Annotated in this window: 13 protein-coding genes; 8 read left to right on the forward strand and 5 right to left on the reverse strand. The window is 73.1% G+C overall.

What is annotated here, in order from left to right; genetic code table 11:
• Positions 1 to 29: 29 nt before the first annotated feature.
• From AC5WRL_RS19340 to AC5WRL_RS19365, 6 genes are all read left to right on the forward strand, one after another.
• Positions 30 to 3,404 (forward strand): polarized growth protein Scy-related protein, encoded by a 3,375-nt coding sequence (locus AC5WRL_RS19340; protein ID WP_496089854.1) that lies wholly within the window; start codon positions 30 to 32, stop codon positions 3,402 to 3,404.
• Between the two features lie 162 nt (positions 3,405 to 3,566).
• A complete protein-coding gene (locus AC5WRL_RS19345; protein ID WP_496089855.1) occupies positions 3,567 to 4,508 on the forward strand; it encodes a cellulose-binding protein in 942 nt (313 codons plus the stop codon).
• Positions 4,509 to 4,784: 276 nt separating this feature from the next.
• Positions 4,785 to 5,801, forward strand: coding sequence for an ABC transporter ATP-binding protein (locus tag AC5WRL_RS19350; protein WP_496089856.1), 1,017 nt, complete (start codon positions 4,785 to 4,787; stop codon positions 5,799 to 5,801).
• A 3-nt stretch (positions 5,802 to 5,804) separates the two neighbouring features.
• Positions 5,805 to 6,572, forward strand: coding sequence for an ABC transporter permease (locus AC5WRL_RS19355; protein WP_496089857.1), 768 nt, complete (start codon positions 5,805 to 5,807; stop codon positions 6,570 to 6,572).
• 76 nt (positions 6,573 to 6,648) lie between these two features.
• Positions 6,649 to 7,674 (forward strand): ABC transporter ATP-binding protein, encoded by a 1,026-nt coding sequence (locus tag AC5WRL_RS19360; protein ID WP_496089858.1) that lies wholly within the window; start codon positions 6,649 to 6,651, stop codon positions 7,672 to 7,674.
• Positions 7,671 to 8,621, forward strand: coding sequence for an ABC transporter permease (locus AC5WRL_RS19365; RefSeq protein WP_496089859.1), 951 nt, complete (start codon positions 7,671 to 7,673; stop codon positions 8,619 to 8,621). Before AC5WRL_RS19360 ends, AC5WRL_RS19365 begins: the two co-directional genes overlap by 4 nt.
• 15 nt (positions 8,622 to 8,636) lie before the next feature.
• Here AC5WRL_RS19365 and AC5WRL_RS19370 read toward each other — a convergent pair whose 3' ends face one another.
• Positions 8,637 to 8,966 (reverse strand): Rv1322 family protein, encoded by a 330-nt coding sequence (locus tag AC5WRL_RS19370; RefSeq protein WP_496089860.1) that lies wholly within the window; start codon positions 8,964 to 8,966, stop codon positions 8,637 to 8,639.
• 166 nt (positions 8,967 to 9,132) lie between these two features.
• On the opposite strand from AC5WRL_RS19370, the gene AC5WRL_RS19375 reads away from it, so the two are divergent.
• Entirely contained in the window at positions 9,133 to 10,245 is a 1,113-nt protein-coding gene (locus AC5WRL_RS19375; protein WP_496089861.1) for an LLM class flavin-dependent oxidoreductase, read from the forward strand.
• Here AC5WRL_RS19375 and AC5WRL_RS19380 read toward each other — a convergent pair.
• Positions 10,214 to 10,606 (reverse strand): SCO5389 family protein, encoded by a 393-nt coding sequence (locus AC5WRL_RS19380; protein ID WP_496089862.1) that lies wholly within the window; start codon positions 10,604 to 10,606, stop codon positions 10,214 to 10,216. The two genes, AC5WRL_RS19375 and AC5WRL_RS19380, sit on opposite strands and share 32 nt — an antisense overlap.
• A 270-nt stretch (positions 10,607 to 10,876) precedes the next feature.
• Between AC5WRL_RS19380 and nucS the strand changes: the two genes are divergently transcribed.
• Positions 10,877 to 11,548, forward strand: a complete 672-nt coding sequence (nucS, locus tag AC5WRL_RS19385) for an endonuclease NucS (RefSeq protein ID WP_496089863.1) — start codon at positions 10,877 to 10,879, stop codon at positions 11,546 to 11,548.
• A gap of 63 nt (positions 11,549 to 11,611) precedes the next feature.
• On the opposite strand, the gene AC5WRL_RS19390 is transcribed toward nucS, so the two are convergent.
• The 3 genes from AC5WRL_RS19390 to AC5WRL_RS19400 all read right to left on the reverse strand — a co-directional run bounded on the left by AC5WRL_RS19390 (position 11,612) and on the right by AC5WRL_RS19400 (position 15,509).
• Positions 11,612 to 14,050, reverse strand: coding sequence for an ATP-binding protein (locus AC5WRL_RS19390; RefSeq protein ID WP_496089864.1), 2,439 nt, complete (start codon positions 14,048 to 14,050; stop codon positions 11,612 to 11,614).
• A 174-nt stretch (positions 14,051 to 14,224) separates the two neighbouring features.
• The gene (locus AC5WRL_RS19395; RefSeq protein ID WP_496089865.1) at positions 14,225 to 14,518 is read right to left on the reverse strand and encodes an STAS domain-containing protein; all 294 of its coding nucleotides are present in this window, start codon (positions 14,516 to 14,518) and stop codon (positions 14,225 to 14,227) included.
• Positions 14,519 to 14,660: 142 nt separating this feature from the next.
• Positions 14,661 to 15,509 (reverse strand): 3-hydroxyacyl-CoA dehydrogenase family protein, encoded by an 849-nt coding sequence (locus AC5WRL_RS19400; RefSeq protein ID WP_496089866.1) that lies wholly within the window; start codon positions 15,507 to 15,509, stop codon positions 14,661 to 14,663.
• Between the last annotated feature and the right edge of the window lie 19 nt (positions 15,510 to 15,528).

A 15,528-nucleotide genomic window follows, 5' to 3' on the forward strand; every position in this document is an offset into this window, starting at 1 on the left:
CACGACCAGGGGACGGATGGGACCGCGCGGTGCGGGGCTACGACAGCGTGCAGGCTGACGACCACCTCTCTCGTTTCGAAGCCGAGATGGAACGGCTGAAGAAGGAGCGGGAGAAGGCGGTCGACCATGCCGACGACCTCGGCTACCAGGTCGAGGTGCTGCGCGCCAAGCTGCACGAGGTACGCCGCGTGCTCGCCGTGCGCCCCGCCTACGCCGACCCGGGCGGCCACGCCGAGCAGGTGCTGCGCAACGCCCAGCACCAGGCCGACGCCATGCGGGTGGACGCCGAACGCGAGCTGCGCGAGGCGCGCGGCCGGTCCCAGCGCGTCCAGCAGGAGCAGTCCGAGGCCCGGGCCCGGATGGAGGGCGAGCTGCACGCCGAGGCGGTCTCCCGCCGGCAGCGGCTCGACGAGGAGCTGGCCCAGCGCCGTTCCACCGTCGAATCCCACGTCAACGAGAACGTCGCCTGGGCCGAGCAGCTGCGCGCCCGCAGCGAGTCCCAGGCCCGCCGGCTCATGGAGGAGACCCGGGCCGAGCACGAGCGCACCATCGCGCAGGCCCGCGCCGAGGCGCACCGGCTGTCCGAGGAGACCCGGCAGCGCGCCGTCATGGAGGAGCGCACCGCCCGCGCCGAGGCCGAGGACCTGCTGCGCCGGTCCCGTGCCGACGCCGAGCGGATGCTGGCCCAGGCCACCACGCAGGCGCAGGAGGCGGCCGAGCACGCCGAGCGGCTGCGGACCGCCACCGCCCAGGAGGCGGAGACCGGCCGCCGCGAGACCACCGCGCTGGTCCGCAAGGCCGAGGAGCGCCTGGACCAGGCCAAGTCGGTGCTGCGCACCGCCAAGGAGGACGCCGAGCAGTTGCTCGCCGAGGCCACCGAGGAGGCCGACAAGCGGCGCGCGGCCGGCGAGAGCGAGTACGAGCAGCGCTCGGCCACCGCCAAGGCCGAGGTGGCCCGGATGGTCTCCGAGGCCACCCGGGACGCCGAGCGGCGCCGCACTGAGGCCGAGCAGGTGCTGGCCGACGCGCGGGCCAAGGCCGAGCAGCTGACGTCGGAGGCCGCGGAGGAGGCGCGTTCCAAGGCCGCCGAGGAGTACGCCGCCCAGCTGGCCGACGCCGCGCGCAGCGCGGAGGAGGTGCTGAACAAGGCCGCCAAGGAGGCCCAGGACACCACCAAGGCCGCCACCGAGGAGGCCGAGCGGCTGCGCGAGAGCGCCGAGGCCGAGGCCGACCGGCTGCGCGCCGAGGCGCACGATGTCGCCGAGCAGCTCAAGGGCGCCGCGCAGGACGACACCAAGGAGTACCGGGCCAAGACCGTCGAGCTCCAGGAGGAGGCGCGGCGGCTGCGCGGCGAGGCCGAGCAGCTGCGCGCCGAGGCGGTCGAGGAGGGCGAGGCGATCCGGGCCGAGGCCCGCCGGGACGCCGCGTCCAAGATCGAGGAGGCTGCCGCCCGCGCCGAGGAGCTGCTGGCGCAGGCCAAGTCGGATGCCGAGGAGACCCGGTCCGGCGCCACCGCCGAGAGCGAGCGGGTCCGTACCGAGGCCATCGAGCGCGCCACCACGCTGCGCAACCAGGCCGAGCAGTCGCTGGCCCGGGCCCGTACCGAGGCCGAGACGCTGGTGGCCGACGCGACCGCGCAGGCCGAACGCACCACCACCGACGCCGAGGACGCCGCCCGCCGGCTGCGCGAGGAGACCAAGGACGCCACCCGCGCCGAGCGGGAGGCCGCCCAGGCCGACCTCGACCGGCTGCGCGAGGAGGCCGAGAGCCGGGTCACCGCCGCCGAGGAGGCGCTGGGCGAGGCCAGGTCCGAGGCGGAGCGGCTGCGGATCGAGGCCACCTCGGAGGCGGAGCGGCTGCGGGCCGAGGCCGCCGAGCGGATCCGGCAGCTCACCGAGCAGGCCGAGGAGGCCGCCCAGCAGTTGCGGGACGCCGCCGCCGGCGACGCCGCCCGGGCCCGCGCCGAGGGCGAGGACTACGCGGTACGGCTGCGCGGCGAGGCCACCGCCGAGGGCGAGCGGCTGCGCCAGGAGGCCGAGACGGCCGCCGACCGGGTACGGGAGCGGGCCGCCGCCGCGGCGGAGCGCACCGCCGCCGAGGCGGGGCAGGCGCTGGCCGCCGCGCAGGAGGAGGCGGCCCGGCTGCGCGCCGAGGCCGATCAGCTGCTGGCCGAGGCGCACGACGCCGCGCACCGCGAGCGGGCCACCGCGCGCGAGCAGAGCGAGGGGCTGCTGGCCGCCGCCCGCGCCAAGGTGGACGACGCCGAGCGGCGCGCCGAGACGCTGGTGGCCGCGGCCGAGCACAAGGCCCAGCAGGAGCGCGACTCGGTCGCCGGGCTGCGCGAGTCCGCCGAGGCGGAGATGGCCACCCACCGGGCGGAGGCCGAGCGGGAGGCCGCCCGGGTGCTGCGCGAGTCCGCCGAGGAGAAGGAGGCCGCCTCGGCGCTGGCCGAGCACACCGTCAAGGAGGCGATCGCGGAGGCCGACCGGCGGCGTTCGGAGGCGGAGGCCGCGGCCGAGCGTACCCGCGCGGACGCCGACGCGATCGCCGACAACGCGCGCCGCGAGGCGTCCCGCAAACGCAACGAGGCCGCCGCGCAGGCCGACGAACTGCTGTCCAAGGCGCAGGAGGAGGCGCTGCGGATCGGCGCCACCGCCGAGGAGCAGTCCGACACCATGGTGGCCGCCGCCCGCAAGGAGGCCAACCGGCTGATCTCGGACGCCCAGGACGCCGGCGGCGAGCTGGTGGAGACCGCGCGCGCGGACGCCAACACGCTGCTGGAGGAGGCCCGCCGGGACGCGGCGGCGATCCGTGAGCGCACCGAGGAGCTGCGGACCCGGGTGGAGTCGGAGGTCGAGGCGCTGCACGACCGGGCCCGCCGGGAGTCCGCCGAGCAGACCCGGGCCGCCGGTGAGCGGGTGGACAAGCTCATGCGGGCCGCCGACGAGCAGCGCACCGAGGCGCGCCGGGCGGCGGAGAAACTGGTGGCCGACGCCAACTCCGAGGCGAGTAAGGTACGGATCGCCGCGGTGAAGAAGGCCGAGGGGCTGCTGAAGGACGCCGAGCGCAAGCGCTCCGAAGTGCTGCGCGAGGCGCAGAAGGTACGCGCCGACGCCGACCGCGACGCCAAACGGACCGTCGAGGAGAGCACGCGTGAGCTGGAGAAGCTCAATCGCCGGCGGGAGGACATCAACGCCGAGATCTCCCGGGTCCAGGATGTGCTGGCGGCGCTCGATTCCTTCGGGGAGCCCAAGGGCGCCGCGAAGCCGGGCGCCAAGGGCGGCGCTGGGGTCGGCAAGGGCGGCAAGGGGCCGGGGAGTTCCGGTGGTCCCGGCCCGCTCGGTACGGTCACGGCGGGCGCCGGTTCCGCACCGCGGCCCGGCGGAAAACCCTCACGGGGCTGACCCGTTATGAATTGCTCACCACTCGATCGAGCGTTTGGGGCGAACATTCTCCCTACGAAAGCGCGGATCGACTCGAAGACACGCCGCTTCGCCCCCTAGGATTGCTGAACGCCCAGGCCCATTCCCCAACTGACGCCCCCCGTCTGAATCGACAGGAACCCCATGAGCGAAACATCCTCCCCGTTCGGCTTCGAGCTTGTGCGGCGCGGCTACGACCGCGGGCAGGTGGACGACCGGATCACCAAGCTCGTATCGGACCGCGACAGCGCGCTGGCCCGTATCACTTCCCTGGAAAAGCGGATCGAGGAGCTTCACCTCGAAACGCAGAATGCCCAGGCCCAGATCACGGATTCCGAGCCGTCGTACGCCGGGCTCGGCGCGCGGGTCGAGAAGATCCTGCGCCTCGCCGAGGAAGAGGCGAAGGATCTGCGCGAGGAGGCCCGCCGGGCCGCCGAGCAGCACCGTGAGCTGGCCGAGGCCGCCGCCCAGCAGGTCCGCAACGACGCCGAGTCCTACGCCCAGGAGCGCAAGGCCAAGGCCGAGGACGACGGCGCCCGGATCATCGAGAAGGCCGAGGACGACGCGGCGGCCACCCGCGCCGAGGCCGACAAGAACGCGGCGGCGAAGCGGGAGGAGGCGGACGCCCTCTTCGAGGACACCCGCGCCAAGGCCGCGCAGGCCGCCACCGACTTCGAGACCAACCTGGCCAAGCGCCGCGAGCAGTCCGAGCGTGACCTGGCCTCCCGCCAGGCGAAGGCGGAGAAGCGGCTGGCGGAGATCGAGCACCGCGCCGAGCAGCTGCGCCTTGAGGCGGAGAAGCTGCGCACCGACGCGGACCGCCGGGCCCGTCAGACGGTGGAGACGGCCTCTCGCCAGGCCGACGACATCGTGGCGGACGCGAACGCGAAGGCCGAGCGGATCCGTACCGAGTCCGAGCGTGAGCTGGCGGCGCTGACCAACCGCCGCGACAGCATCAACGCCCAGCTGACCAACGTCCGCGAGATGCTGGCCACCCTGACCGGTGCCCAGATCGCGGCGGTCTCGCTGGACGACGACGAGGACGACGGCCTGAGCAAGGGCGTGCCGGCGCAGCAGTCCCGCTGACCGCGGTCCTTCCGCGCGGCACCGCACGGCGTTTCACCTGAACGGCGCAGCCGTCGCCGCCCCACCGGGCGGCGGCGGCTGCGCCGTTCTCCGGGGTTGTCTTCTCAGGAGCGCCGTCCGCCCGAAGGGCGGGCCGGGCGGCGTCCGGTGCGGTGCGTCGCAAGGCGGAGGGGCGTCCCCGCAGTGGGCTGCTCGGACGTCTCGACAACGCGGCGAGGTGCCGCGCCAGGCGTCGCCCGGCAGGCGGGACGGTGCAGACACCCGTAGCGTCGATCCATGATCGAGCTGGCGGGGCTGACCAAGCGGTACGGCGCGAAGACGGCCGTGGACGATCTGACGTTCGCGGTGCGGCCGGGCATCGTCACCGGGTTTCTGGGCCCGAACGGCGCCGGCAAGTCGACCACCATGCGGATGATGCTGGGGCTCGACCATCCGACCAGCGGTGCGGTGCTCATCGACGGCAAGCGCTACGACCAGTTGCGGGATCCGCTGCTGGCGATCGGGGCGCTGCTGGAGGCGAAGGCGGTGCACCCGGGCCGTACCGCGTACAACCATCTGCTGTGTCTGGCGCAGAGCAACGGCATCGCGCTGGAGCGGATCGACGCGGTGCTGGATCTGGTGGGGCTGAGCGCGGTGGCCCGTAAGCGGCCCAAGGGGTTCTCGCTGGGCATGGGGCAGCGGCTCGGTATCGCCAGCGCGCTGCTGGGCGATCCACGGATCCTGATGTTCGACGAGCCGGTGAACGGTCTGGACCCGGAGGGCATCCACTGGATTCGCAATCTGATGAAACGGCTGGCGGCGGACGGCCGCACCGTCTTCGTCTCCAGCCATCTGATGAGCGAGATGGCGCTGACCGCCGAGCATCTGGTGGTGATCGGGCAGGGCAGGCTGCTGGCGGACACCTCGATGGCGGCGTTCATCCGGGAGAACTCCCGCAGCTTTGTGCGGGTGCGCGGGCCGGAGCCGGGGCGGCTGCGGGCGGCGGTGGAGGCGGCCGGCGGGGCGGTGACGGTGACGGAGGCGGCGGACGGGGCGCTGGAGGTGGAGGGCGCGGAGCGGGCCCGGGTGGGTGAGCTGGTGGCCGGTCAGGGGCTGGTGCTGCATGAGCTGAGTTCGCAGCAGGCGTCGCTGGAGGAGGCGTTCATGCGGCTCACGCACGGCTCGGTGGAGTACGAGGCGCACCCGGACGGCGGTACGGGGGCCCCTCCCGGCACGTCCGGCGGCGGAGGCAGCGGCGGCGGCGAGGGCTGGGGTGCGGGCTGGAACTCCCGGCGCGACGGAAAGGGCGAGTGAGCGATGGCACAGACGGCCCGGGTGGTGCGCTCGGAGTGGACCAAGATCCGCTCGGTGCGGTCCACGGTGTGGACCCTGATGGCGGCCGTGGTGGTCACGGTGGCGCTGGGGATGCTGATCAGCCTGGTGGTGCGCAACACCTTCGCCGATCTGTCGGTGCAGGATCAGCTCACCTTCGATCCGACGCTGACCAGCTTCGCCGGGATGATCCTGGGTCAGCTGGCGATGATCGCGTTCGGCATCCTGGTGGTCTCCAACGAGTACAGCACCGGCATGATCCGCGCCTCGCTGGCCGCCGTGCCGCAGCGCGGTGTCTTCATGGCGGCGAAGCTGGCGGTGGCGACCGTGCTGGCGCTGGTGGTCGGGATGATCACGAGCTTTCTGGCATTCTTCCTGGGTCAGGCGGTGCTGGGCCAGTACCGTACGACGATCGGCTCGCACGATGTGCTGCGGGCGGTGATCGGCGGCGGGTTGTACATGGGGCTGATCGCGCTGTTCGCGATGGGCGTCACCTGGATTCTGCGCAGCCCGATGCTGTCGTTCGGGATTCTGATCCCGTTCTTCTTCATGATCTCCAGCATTCTCTCCAGCGTGCACGCCACGAAGAAGGTCGGCGACTATCTGCCGGATGTGGCGGGGCAGCGGATCATGGCGGTGGTGAACACCGGGGACCGCCCGTACGGCCCGTGGGGCGGGATGTTCATCATGCTGCTGTGGGTGGTGGCGGCGCTGCTGGCCGGCTATTGGGTGCTGAAGAGGCGCGACGCCTGATCCGATCGGTCCGGGAACCGAAACCACCCCGGCGCGGTCTTAGGTCGGAGCAACCGACCGAGCAGGGGCAGTCAGCATGATCGAGGCCATCGGCCTGACGAAGAGCTATGGCTCGAAGACAGCCGTATACAACCTTAGTTTCCAGGTGCAGCCGGGGAAGGTCACCGGGTTTCTGGGCCCGAACGGTGCCGGCAAGTCGACCACCATGCGGATGATGCTGGGCCTTGACCGGCCGACCAGCGGCACGGTGACCATCGCCGGACTGCCCTACCAGCGGCTGCCGAACGCGCCGCGCCAGGTCGGCGCGCTGCTGGACGCCAACGCCAAGCACGGCGGTCGCAGCGCCCGCTCCCATCTGCTGTGCCTGGCGCAGCTGTCCGGGATACCCGCGCGGCGGGTGGACGAGGTGCTGGGCATCGTCGGCCTCCAGGAGGTGGCGGGCAAGCGCTCGAAGAACTTCTCACTGGGCATGGGGCAGCGGCTCGGCATCGCCGGGGCGCTGCTGGGCGATCCGCAGGTGCTGCTGTTCGACGAGCCGGTCAACGGTCTGGACCCGGAGGGCATTCTGTGGGTCCGCAATCTGATGAAGCGGCTGGCGTCCGAGGGCCGTACGGTCTTCGTCTCCAGCCATCTGATGAGCGAGATGGCGCAGACCGCCGATCATCTGATCGTGATCGGGCGCGGCCAGCTGATGGCCGATCAGCCGGTGCGGGACTTCATCACCCACAACTCCACCGGCTTCGCCCGGGTGCGCACCCCCGAGGGTGACGCGGGGGCGCGGGAGAAGCTGGTACGGGTGCTGGCGGAGGCCGGCGGCCAGGTACTGCCGGAGGCGGACGGCGCGCTGAAGGTGATCGGCGTCGAGCTGCCGCGGATCAGCGAGCTGGCACACGGGGCGGATGTGCGGCTGTGGGAGCTGTCGCCGCACTCGGCCTCGCTGGAGGAGGCGTACATGCGGATGACGCAGGGCGCGGTGGACTACCGCTCGACCCAGGATCCGCGCGCCGCCGTACCGCAGCAGCACCCGCACCCCCAGCCGCACCCGCAGCAGTACTTCGCCGCTCCGGCCCAGCCCGCGTACACCCCCGAGGACGCCCGATGACCACCCCTCCCCCGCCGCAGCAACTCCCCTACCAGGCGCCGCAGCCGCAGCCGCAGCCGTACCAGGCCCCGCCGCAGCCGCAGCCGCCCGCGCAGCAGCCCGGATTCGCCTCCCCCATCCCGGTGCGCCGCGCGCATCTGGGCGACGCCCTGCTGTCGGAGTGGACCAAGATCCGCACCGTGCGCTCCACCATGTGGACGCTGGCCATCATGTTCGTGCTCACCGTCGGCATCGGGGCGCTGTACGGGCTCGCGCTCGGCGGGGAGGAGTACATCGGGGCGCCGCTGCTGTCCGGCACCTTCTTCGGGCTGATGCTCGGCCAGATCTGCGTGATCACCCTCGGCGTGCTGGTGATCAGCTCCGAGTACGGCACCGGCATGATGCGCACCACCCTCACCGCCAGCCCGCAGCGGGGCCGGGTGCTGCTGGCGAAGGTGCTGGTGTTCTTCAGCGTCTCCTTCACCGTGACGCTGCTGGCCACCGCGCTGAGCGGGCTGATCCAGTCGAGCCTGCTGGGCAGCCAGACGCTCGGCGACCACTACCTCGACCCGTACATGGAGAGTTCGATCGAGAACGGCGCCGTGGTGGCCACCGGCTCGCACTGGCTGGCCGCCACGGTCGGCGCCGCGCTGTACGTCTCGCTGCTCGGTGTGCTGGCGCTGGCGGTCGGTGCCCTGCTGCGGCACTCGGCGGGCGCCATCACCGCCATGATCGCGGTGATCCTGGTGCCGCTGCTGGCCGCGATGTTCATGTTCAGCAGCAGCATGGAGTCGATGCGCGACTTCCTGATCGACTACTCGGCGCTGAACGGCCTGGCGACGCTCTTCGGTCTGCCGATGGGCGCCGAGGACGGCATGTCGGGGTGGGGCCTGCTGGGGTTGCTGGCGGCGGTGACAGCGGCGGCGCTGACCGGCGCGTACGCGAAGCTCACCGGCACCGACGCCTGAGCGCGCGCGCCGTGCTCAGTGGCGCGGCGCGTTACGGGACCGCTGGGGCCGCACGCCCCGGCGGTCCCGCGCTTCCCAGCAGGACCGGTGCCAGTGCCGCCGGTCGTCCACCGCGCCCTCGCGCGGCCAGCTCACCACGTGCGGCACCCCGGGCGGGATCTCCTGGTCGCAGCCGGGGCACCGGTAGTGCTTGACGGCGGCCCCGCCGCTGATCCGGCGCACCACCCACTCCTCGCCGCGCCAGTCCTCGGTGCTCTCCAGCCCGTACCGGTCCCGGCTCTCGTCCTCGCCTGACCGGCGGGCGGGCTGCTGCTGGCCGCGAAAGCGGTTGCGACGCGGGGACACTTTCAACTCCTCGGAGTGGATCGGCACCGTCCTGGGGACAGACAAAAGTCTACGCATGCCAACCGGCCGGGAGATCATCGGAAAAACTTCTCGCTGGACCGTGCCTTTGGCACGTGTCAGGCGTTAATGCCGTCAGGGACGGAGTACCCGGACGAAGGGCAGAACCATGCGGATAGGCACTTTCGTACTCGCCGGCCAGTACCCCGAGCAGTCGGAGAGCGAGGCGTTGCGGCGCGCGGTGCGCTCCGCCGAGGTCGCCGAGGAGACCGGCCTCGACGCGGTCTGGCTGGCCGAACATCACTTCGTGCCGTACGGGCTGTGCCCCTCGGCGGTCACCCTGGCCGCGCTGTTGCTGGGCCGCACCCGGCGGATCGGCGTGGGTACCGCCATCGCCGTCCTGCCGACCGCCCACCCGGTGGCGCTCGGCGAACAGAGCGCGCTGCTGCATCTGCTCACCGGCGGCCGGTTCACCCTCGGGGTGGGGCGCGGCGGGCCGTGGGTGGATCTGGAGGTGTTCGGCGCCGGGGCACACGCGTACGAGCACGGCTTCCCCGAGTCGCTGGACCTGCTGCTGCGCTGGCTGCGCGAGCGCGAGGTCGGCGCGGACAGCGAGCGGTACCGCTTCCGCGAGGTCCCGGTGGTGCCGGCGGTCTGCGGCGCGGGGCCGCCGGTGGTGGTGGCGTGTACGTCGCCGGGCACCGTGCGGCTGGCGGCGGCGCGCGGGCTGCCGATGCTGCTGGGCATGCACATCGGGGACGGGGAGAAGGCCGAGATGGTGCGGCTGTGGCGCACCGCGGCGCGGGAGGCGGGGGTGGCCGGCGAGGTCATCGCCGGCGTGGACCATGTGTCGGCGGGCGTGGCACAGATCGGCGACAGCCACACCGAGGCCGTGCAGACGCTGCGCCGTTCGCTGCCGGGCTGGCTGCGGCAGGGCCTGGCCGCGCACCGCACCCTGGACGGCGGCCCGCGCCGGATGCGCGACCCGCTGGCGTACACCGAATTGCTGTGCGAGCTGCACCCGGTGGGCACCGCGCAGCTGTGCGCCGACCGGCTGGCGGCCACGGCGGAGCGCACCGGCATCACCCGGTTCGCCCTCATGGTGGAGGGCTCGGGGGGCGTGGAGTCGACGGAGCACAACGTGCGGCGGCTGGCCGCTGAGGTGGTGCCGCTCCTCCCGGCACCTCCGGGAGGAGCGGCAGCACCGGGGCCTGACGCTGCCTCAGCGGCGCCACGGGTGGCGCCGGCCGTCAGCAATCACGCAGCTCCGGCGACTGGTTGAGCAGCTGACCGCGTACGGAGGTGAACTTCTCCAGCCGGTCGTCGGAGGAGGCGTCCAGCGGGAACACCGCGACCCGGTGACAGTTCTGGAAGGCGAGCCTGACCCCGAAGTGACGCTCCAGGGCGCCACGGATGGCGTCGGAGGCGAGGGCCCGCAGCAGCTGACCACGGGCCTGCTCATCGGGCGGCGGCGTGGTGTTGTCCGCGAACTCACCGCCGTCCACCTTGAGCTGGGCCACCAGGGAGCTGATCATCTGCCAGGCGAAGGGGAGGGAGGTGCGGACGCAGTCGACGAAGTCGGCCTCGTCGACCTCGCCTCGCTCGGCCTGCGCAAGCAGTGCCGGTGAGACGTCGAGCGACATGGGACTCTCCTTTCGCGACCCCCGCGAAGGGGCCGGGCGAACGGGACACGGGGGCCCCGCCACCGCCGCCACCGCGTCTTCTCCGAGGTGTACCCGGACGGCGACGCCCCCTGAGGACCACCGTATGCCTGCTGACTCGCACACGTCAGTGGAATGAGCACATAACCGGCCACTCACCGGATCCCATGAATCCCTCCCATACCGCCAGCCATCGACTGCCCCGGGGACCACGTCGCGTGCGGCCCGTCAGGACGGGTAGCGTGAGTGACCATGCGCCTCGTCATTGCCCGCTGTTCCGTCGACTACGCCGGCCGGCTCACCGCACACCTCCCGTCCGCGCCCCGGCTGATCCTCGTCAAAGCGGACCAGTCCGTATCGATCCACGCCGACGACCGGGCCTACAAACCCCTGAACTGGATGTCGCCGCCGTGCACCCTGAAGGAGAGTGACGGCGCCGGTCAGGCCGTGTGGACCGTGGAGAACAAAGCAGGCGAAAAACTCATCATCACCATGGAGGAGATCCTGCACGACTCCTCCCACGAACTGGGCGTGGATCCGGGCCTGATCAAGGACGGGGTGGAGGCGCACCTCCAGGAGCTGCTGGCGGACCGGATGGAGACGCTGGGCGAGGGCTGGAGCCTCATCCGGCGCGAGTACCCGACGGCGATCGGCCCGGTGGACATCCTGGGCCGGGACGCGGACGGTACGACGGTGGCCGTGGAGATCAAGCGGCGCGGTGAGATCGACGGGGTGGAGCAGCTGACCCGGTATCTGGAGCTGCTGAACCGCGATCCGCGGCTGGCCCCGGTGAAGGGGGTGTTCGCGGCGCAGGAGATCAAGCCGCAGGCGCGGGTGCTGGCCACCGACCGCGACATCCGCTGCGTGACGCTGGACTACAACGGGCTGCGCGGTATTGAGGACGACAAGCTGCGGCTGTTCTGAGCCGAGCGGCACGGGGCGGGGCGGGGCGGGACCGTACGCGGTCCGCCCCGCCCCGCTCGCTGCTCAGGCCGGGCTGGTGGTGGCGGTCCCGGTGGCCGAGGGGTCGGGGTCGTCGGTGGGCGGCGGGGCGGCGGTGGTGTTGCTGTCACCGGCGGCGGCCCCTTCGCTGACGCCTCCCTCGTCGCCCCCGTCGTCGCCGCCGGGGTCCCCGTCCGCACCGCCGCCGCCGTTGTCCGCACCCGCGTCGGTCTCTCCCGAGCCGGCGTCCGCGCCGCCGTCCGGACTGCCGTTGCCGGGGCCGGGGCCGTTGTTACCACCCGTCGCGGTGTTGCCGCCGTTGGCGCCGCCGTTGCCACCGTTGCCGCCGTTGCCACCCGTGACCGGACCGCCGGTGGTCGGGTCCTGGCTGGTGGGCGGGGGCGCTTCCGTGGTGCCGGTGGTGCCGGAGCCGGCCGTGCCGGAGGTGGCCGGGTCGACCGGTTCGCCGGTCTCCGGGTCGGTGGGCGTCTCCTGGGACGGCTGCCCGGTCTCCGGGTCCGTGTCGGCGGTGGGGGTGGACGGGTCCGTCGAGGGCTCACCCGTCTCCTCGGCCGGCTCCCGGTCCCGGTCGGTGACCACGGGGCGGGTGGTGCGCTCCTCCTCGGGCCCGGCGGGGTCCTCGTCGGAGTTCATGCCCAGGGCCACCACGGTGCCCAGCACCCCGATCAGCAGTACCCCGGCGCCGGCCGCCGCCAGCGTGCGGCGCCCGGAGCGTTCGCCGCCGGCCCGGCCGCCGCCGCGCGGCTCGTCGTGCGGGGACAGGGACGGCAGTACGGCGGTCAGTTCACCGGTGGTGGCGGGGTCGATGTGCCGGGGGATGGCCTGGGTGCGGGCCTCGGACGCCGCGTCCCGTACCGGCGCGGCGGGCAGTCCCAGCGGCGGGGTGGCGGCGGTCAGCGGGGCGGGGGCGGGCGCGGCGGGCAGCGCGGGCGGCCCGGACAGGTCGCGGACCAGGGCGAGGGCACGGCGCCCGGCGGTCACGCCGCCCGCGTCGGCCAGCACGCCGCGCAGCGCTATCGACGCCTCCAGTTCGGCGCGGGCACGGTCCAGGCGGCCCTCGCACAGGGCGAGGATGCCGAGTTCGTGGTGGAAGTACGCCTGCTGGTTGACCTCGCCCGCCGCCCGGGAGGCTTCCTGTCCCGACCGCAGCACCCGTTCCCACACCGACCAGCGGCCGGCGGTGGCGATCAGCGGGGCGGCGCTGTGCGCGAGGTTGGCGGCGGCGGCCGAGTGGCCGGCCCGGTGGGTGGCCTGGATGACGGCCAGCAGTACGTCGCTCTCGGCGGCGACGCGGGCGGCGTCGACGGCCGGGTCCACCAGCCACCAGGTGTAGTGCTGGGCGGTGGCCAGGGCGCGGGCGCCGGCGCCTTCCTCGAAGCCGATGGCGGCCAGCGCGGGCACCACGGTGTCGGCGGCGCGCAGCCGGCCGCCGGCGGTGGTGAGCAGCCCGGATTCGGCGAGTTGTTCGTGGCCGGTGACGGCGCCGCCGGTGAGCGCGGGCAGTTGTTCGGCGCCGGGCAGTTCACCGCCGAGGGTGACGGCGAAGCGCAGCGTGTCCCGGTCGGCGTCGGGCAGGGCGGCGGCGAGGGAGGCGGTGAGCATCTCCTCGTCCGGCAGCGGCCCGGTGGGGGCGCCGGTGGCGGCGCCGGTGGCGGCGGTGACATCGCGGGCCCGCAGCAGGGCGGCGGCCTGCACGAAGCGGCGCGGGCGGCCCTCGGAGGCGATCCACAGGTCGGCGGCCCAGTCCGTCTCGGCGTCGGTGAGCGGGCGGGCGGCGGCGAACTCCAGGAGTTCCAGGGCGCCGGTGCGGCTGAGCCCGGAGAGGAAGACCTCTTCGATCCGGGAGGTGGGGGCGGGGGCGGCGGTGCCGGGGTGGGCGGAGAGCAGGAACGCGCACTCGGGGGTGGCGTCCAGCAGCTCGTCGAGGGCGGCGCCGCCGAATTCGAGGTCGTCGACGATGACGACGGCGCCGATCTCGCGGAGTCCGGCGTGCAGTTCGGTGGGTCCCGGCCGGTAGCCGGGGGTGTGCCGTACGGCGGCGTACAGCTCGTGCTGGAGGTCGGAGGGGGTACGGCGGTGGCCGGTGAGCCTGATCACGCCGTCCGGGGCGAGTTCGGCGCAGTCCTCGGCGACGGCGGCCAGCAGGGCGGTGCGGCCGGTGCCGGTGGGTGCGGTGAGCCGCACCGAACGGCCCCGGGCCAGCAGCCGGTGCAGCCGGCGCCGTTCCTCCTCGCGCTCCAGCAGCGGCGGGGCGAGCGGGTCGCGGGCGGGGTCCGCGCCGGTGCCCCTGGGTGCTTTGCGCGGGGATATGGGGCGCCGGCCGGGCGGGCAGGAGGCGATCTCGCTGCCGTCCACCGGGTTGATGGTCAGCAGAAAGTCGCCCGCGACCAACTCGGCGGTCCGTCCGGTGCCTGCGGGCTGCCGGGGCTGGTCACCGTGCGGGGCCGGCTGGCTGGAGTCCATCAAGGTGTCCTCTGGGTGCGGCGGGCTGATGCGGTGGGTGCGGCGCGGAGGCCGGGCTGGTTCCACGCTACTGGCCCGGCTCCCTGGGCATGGTAGGCGGCCCGGCGCTCCCGCCCCACCGGTCACCGGCGGCACAGTGGCCCGGCGGCCTCCTCCCGGGGTCCGGGAGGAGGCTCAGGAGGCGATGGTGAGGATGCGGTGCAGCCGGGTGGCCACCAGGACCCGCTGCATTTGCGGGGGCACATCGCGCAGGACGAGGCGGCGTCCGCACCGGCCGGCCCTGCGGTGCACCCCCATGATGACTCCGAGTCCGGTCGCGTCCCAGGAGTGGAGGTCTTTCAGATCGAGCACGAGATCCCCCTGCCCGGAGTCGACGGCGTCGTGCAACGCCGTACGGGCGTCCGCGGCGCTGCGGACGTCCAGGCGGCCTTCGACGACCAGCTCAGCGTGGTCGCCTTTGATGTGCATATAACACTCCCCGGAATTGCTTTCGTGTTGACTTCAACTGTCTCTCCACCTGACGGCTTCTATCCCCCGTCCGGTTGCCGTACGTAAGGGATCTGAAGCGAATTCACCCATGGGGGTGAGTGTGCGAATACGGCGGCCCGGATCAGTAGGAGTGGAAGCCGCGTCCGCTCTTGCGGCCCAGGTCACCGGCGTCGACCATGCGGCGCATCGACTCCGGCGGGGCGAACTTCTCGTCGCGGGATTCGGTGTAGATGTTCTCGGTGGCGTGGGTGAGCACATCGACGCCGGTGAGGTCGGCGGTGGCGAGCGGGCCCATGGCGTGGCCGAAGCCCAGTTTGCAGGCGAGGTCGATGTCCTCGGCGCTGGCCACTCCGGACTCGTGCAGCTTGGCGGCCTCCACGATCAGCGCGGAGATCAGCCGGGTGGTGACGAAGCCGGCCACGTCGCGGTTGACGACGATGCAGGTCTTGCCGGCGGACTCGGCGAACTCGCGGGCGGTGGCCAGGGTCTCGTCGCTGGTGTGCCGGCCGCGCACCAGTTCGCACAGCGCCATCATCGGCACCGGGGAGAAGAAGTGGGTGCCCACCACGCGCTCGGGGCGGGCGGTGGCGGCGGCGAGCTTGGTGATGGGGATGGCGGAGGTGTTGGAGGCGAGCACGGTGGTGTCCTTCACCAGGCCGTCGAGGGTGGCGAAGATGCCGGCCTTGATGTCGGCCTGCTCGAAGACGGCTTCGACGACGAGGTCGGCGTCGGCGGCGGCGTCGAGTTCGGTGCCGGTGCTGATCCGGCCGAGCGCGGCCCCGGCCTCCTCGGCGCCCAGTCTGCCCTTGCCGACGAACTTCTCCAGGGATGCCTCGATGCCGCCGCGGCCCCGGGCCAGTGCCTGCTCGGTGGTGTCCACCAGCGTCACGGTCCAGCCGCCGACGGCGGCGACCTGTGCGATGCCGGAGCCCATGAGTCCGGCGCCGACGACGGCGAGGTTCCTGGCCACGTGTGATCTCCTTTGATCC

Source organism: Streptomyces sp. NTD107 (genome assembly GCF_059510435.1).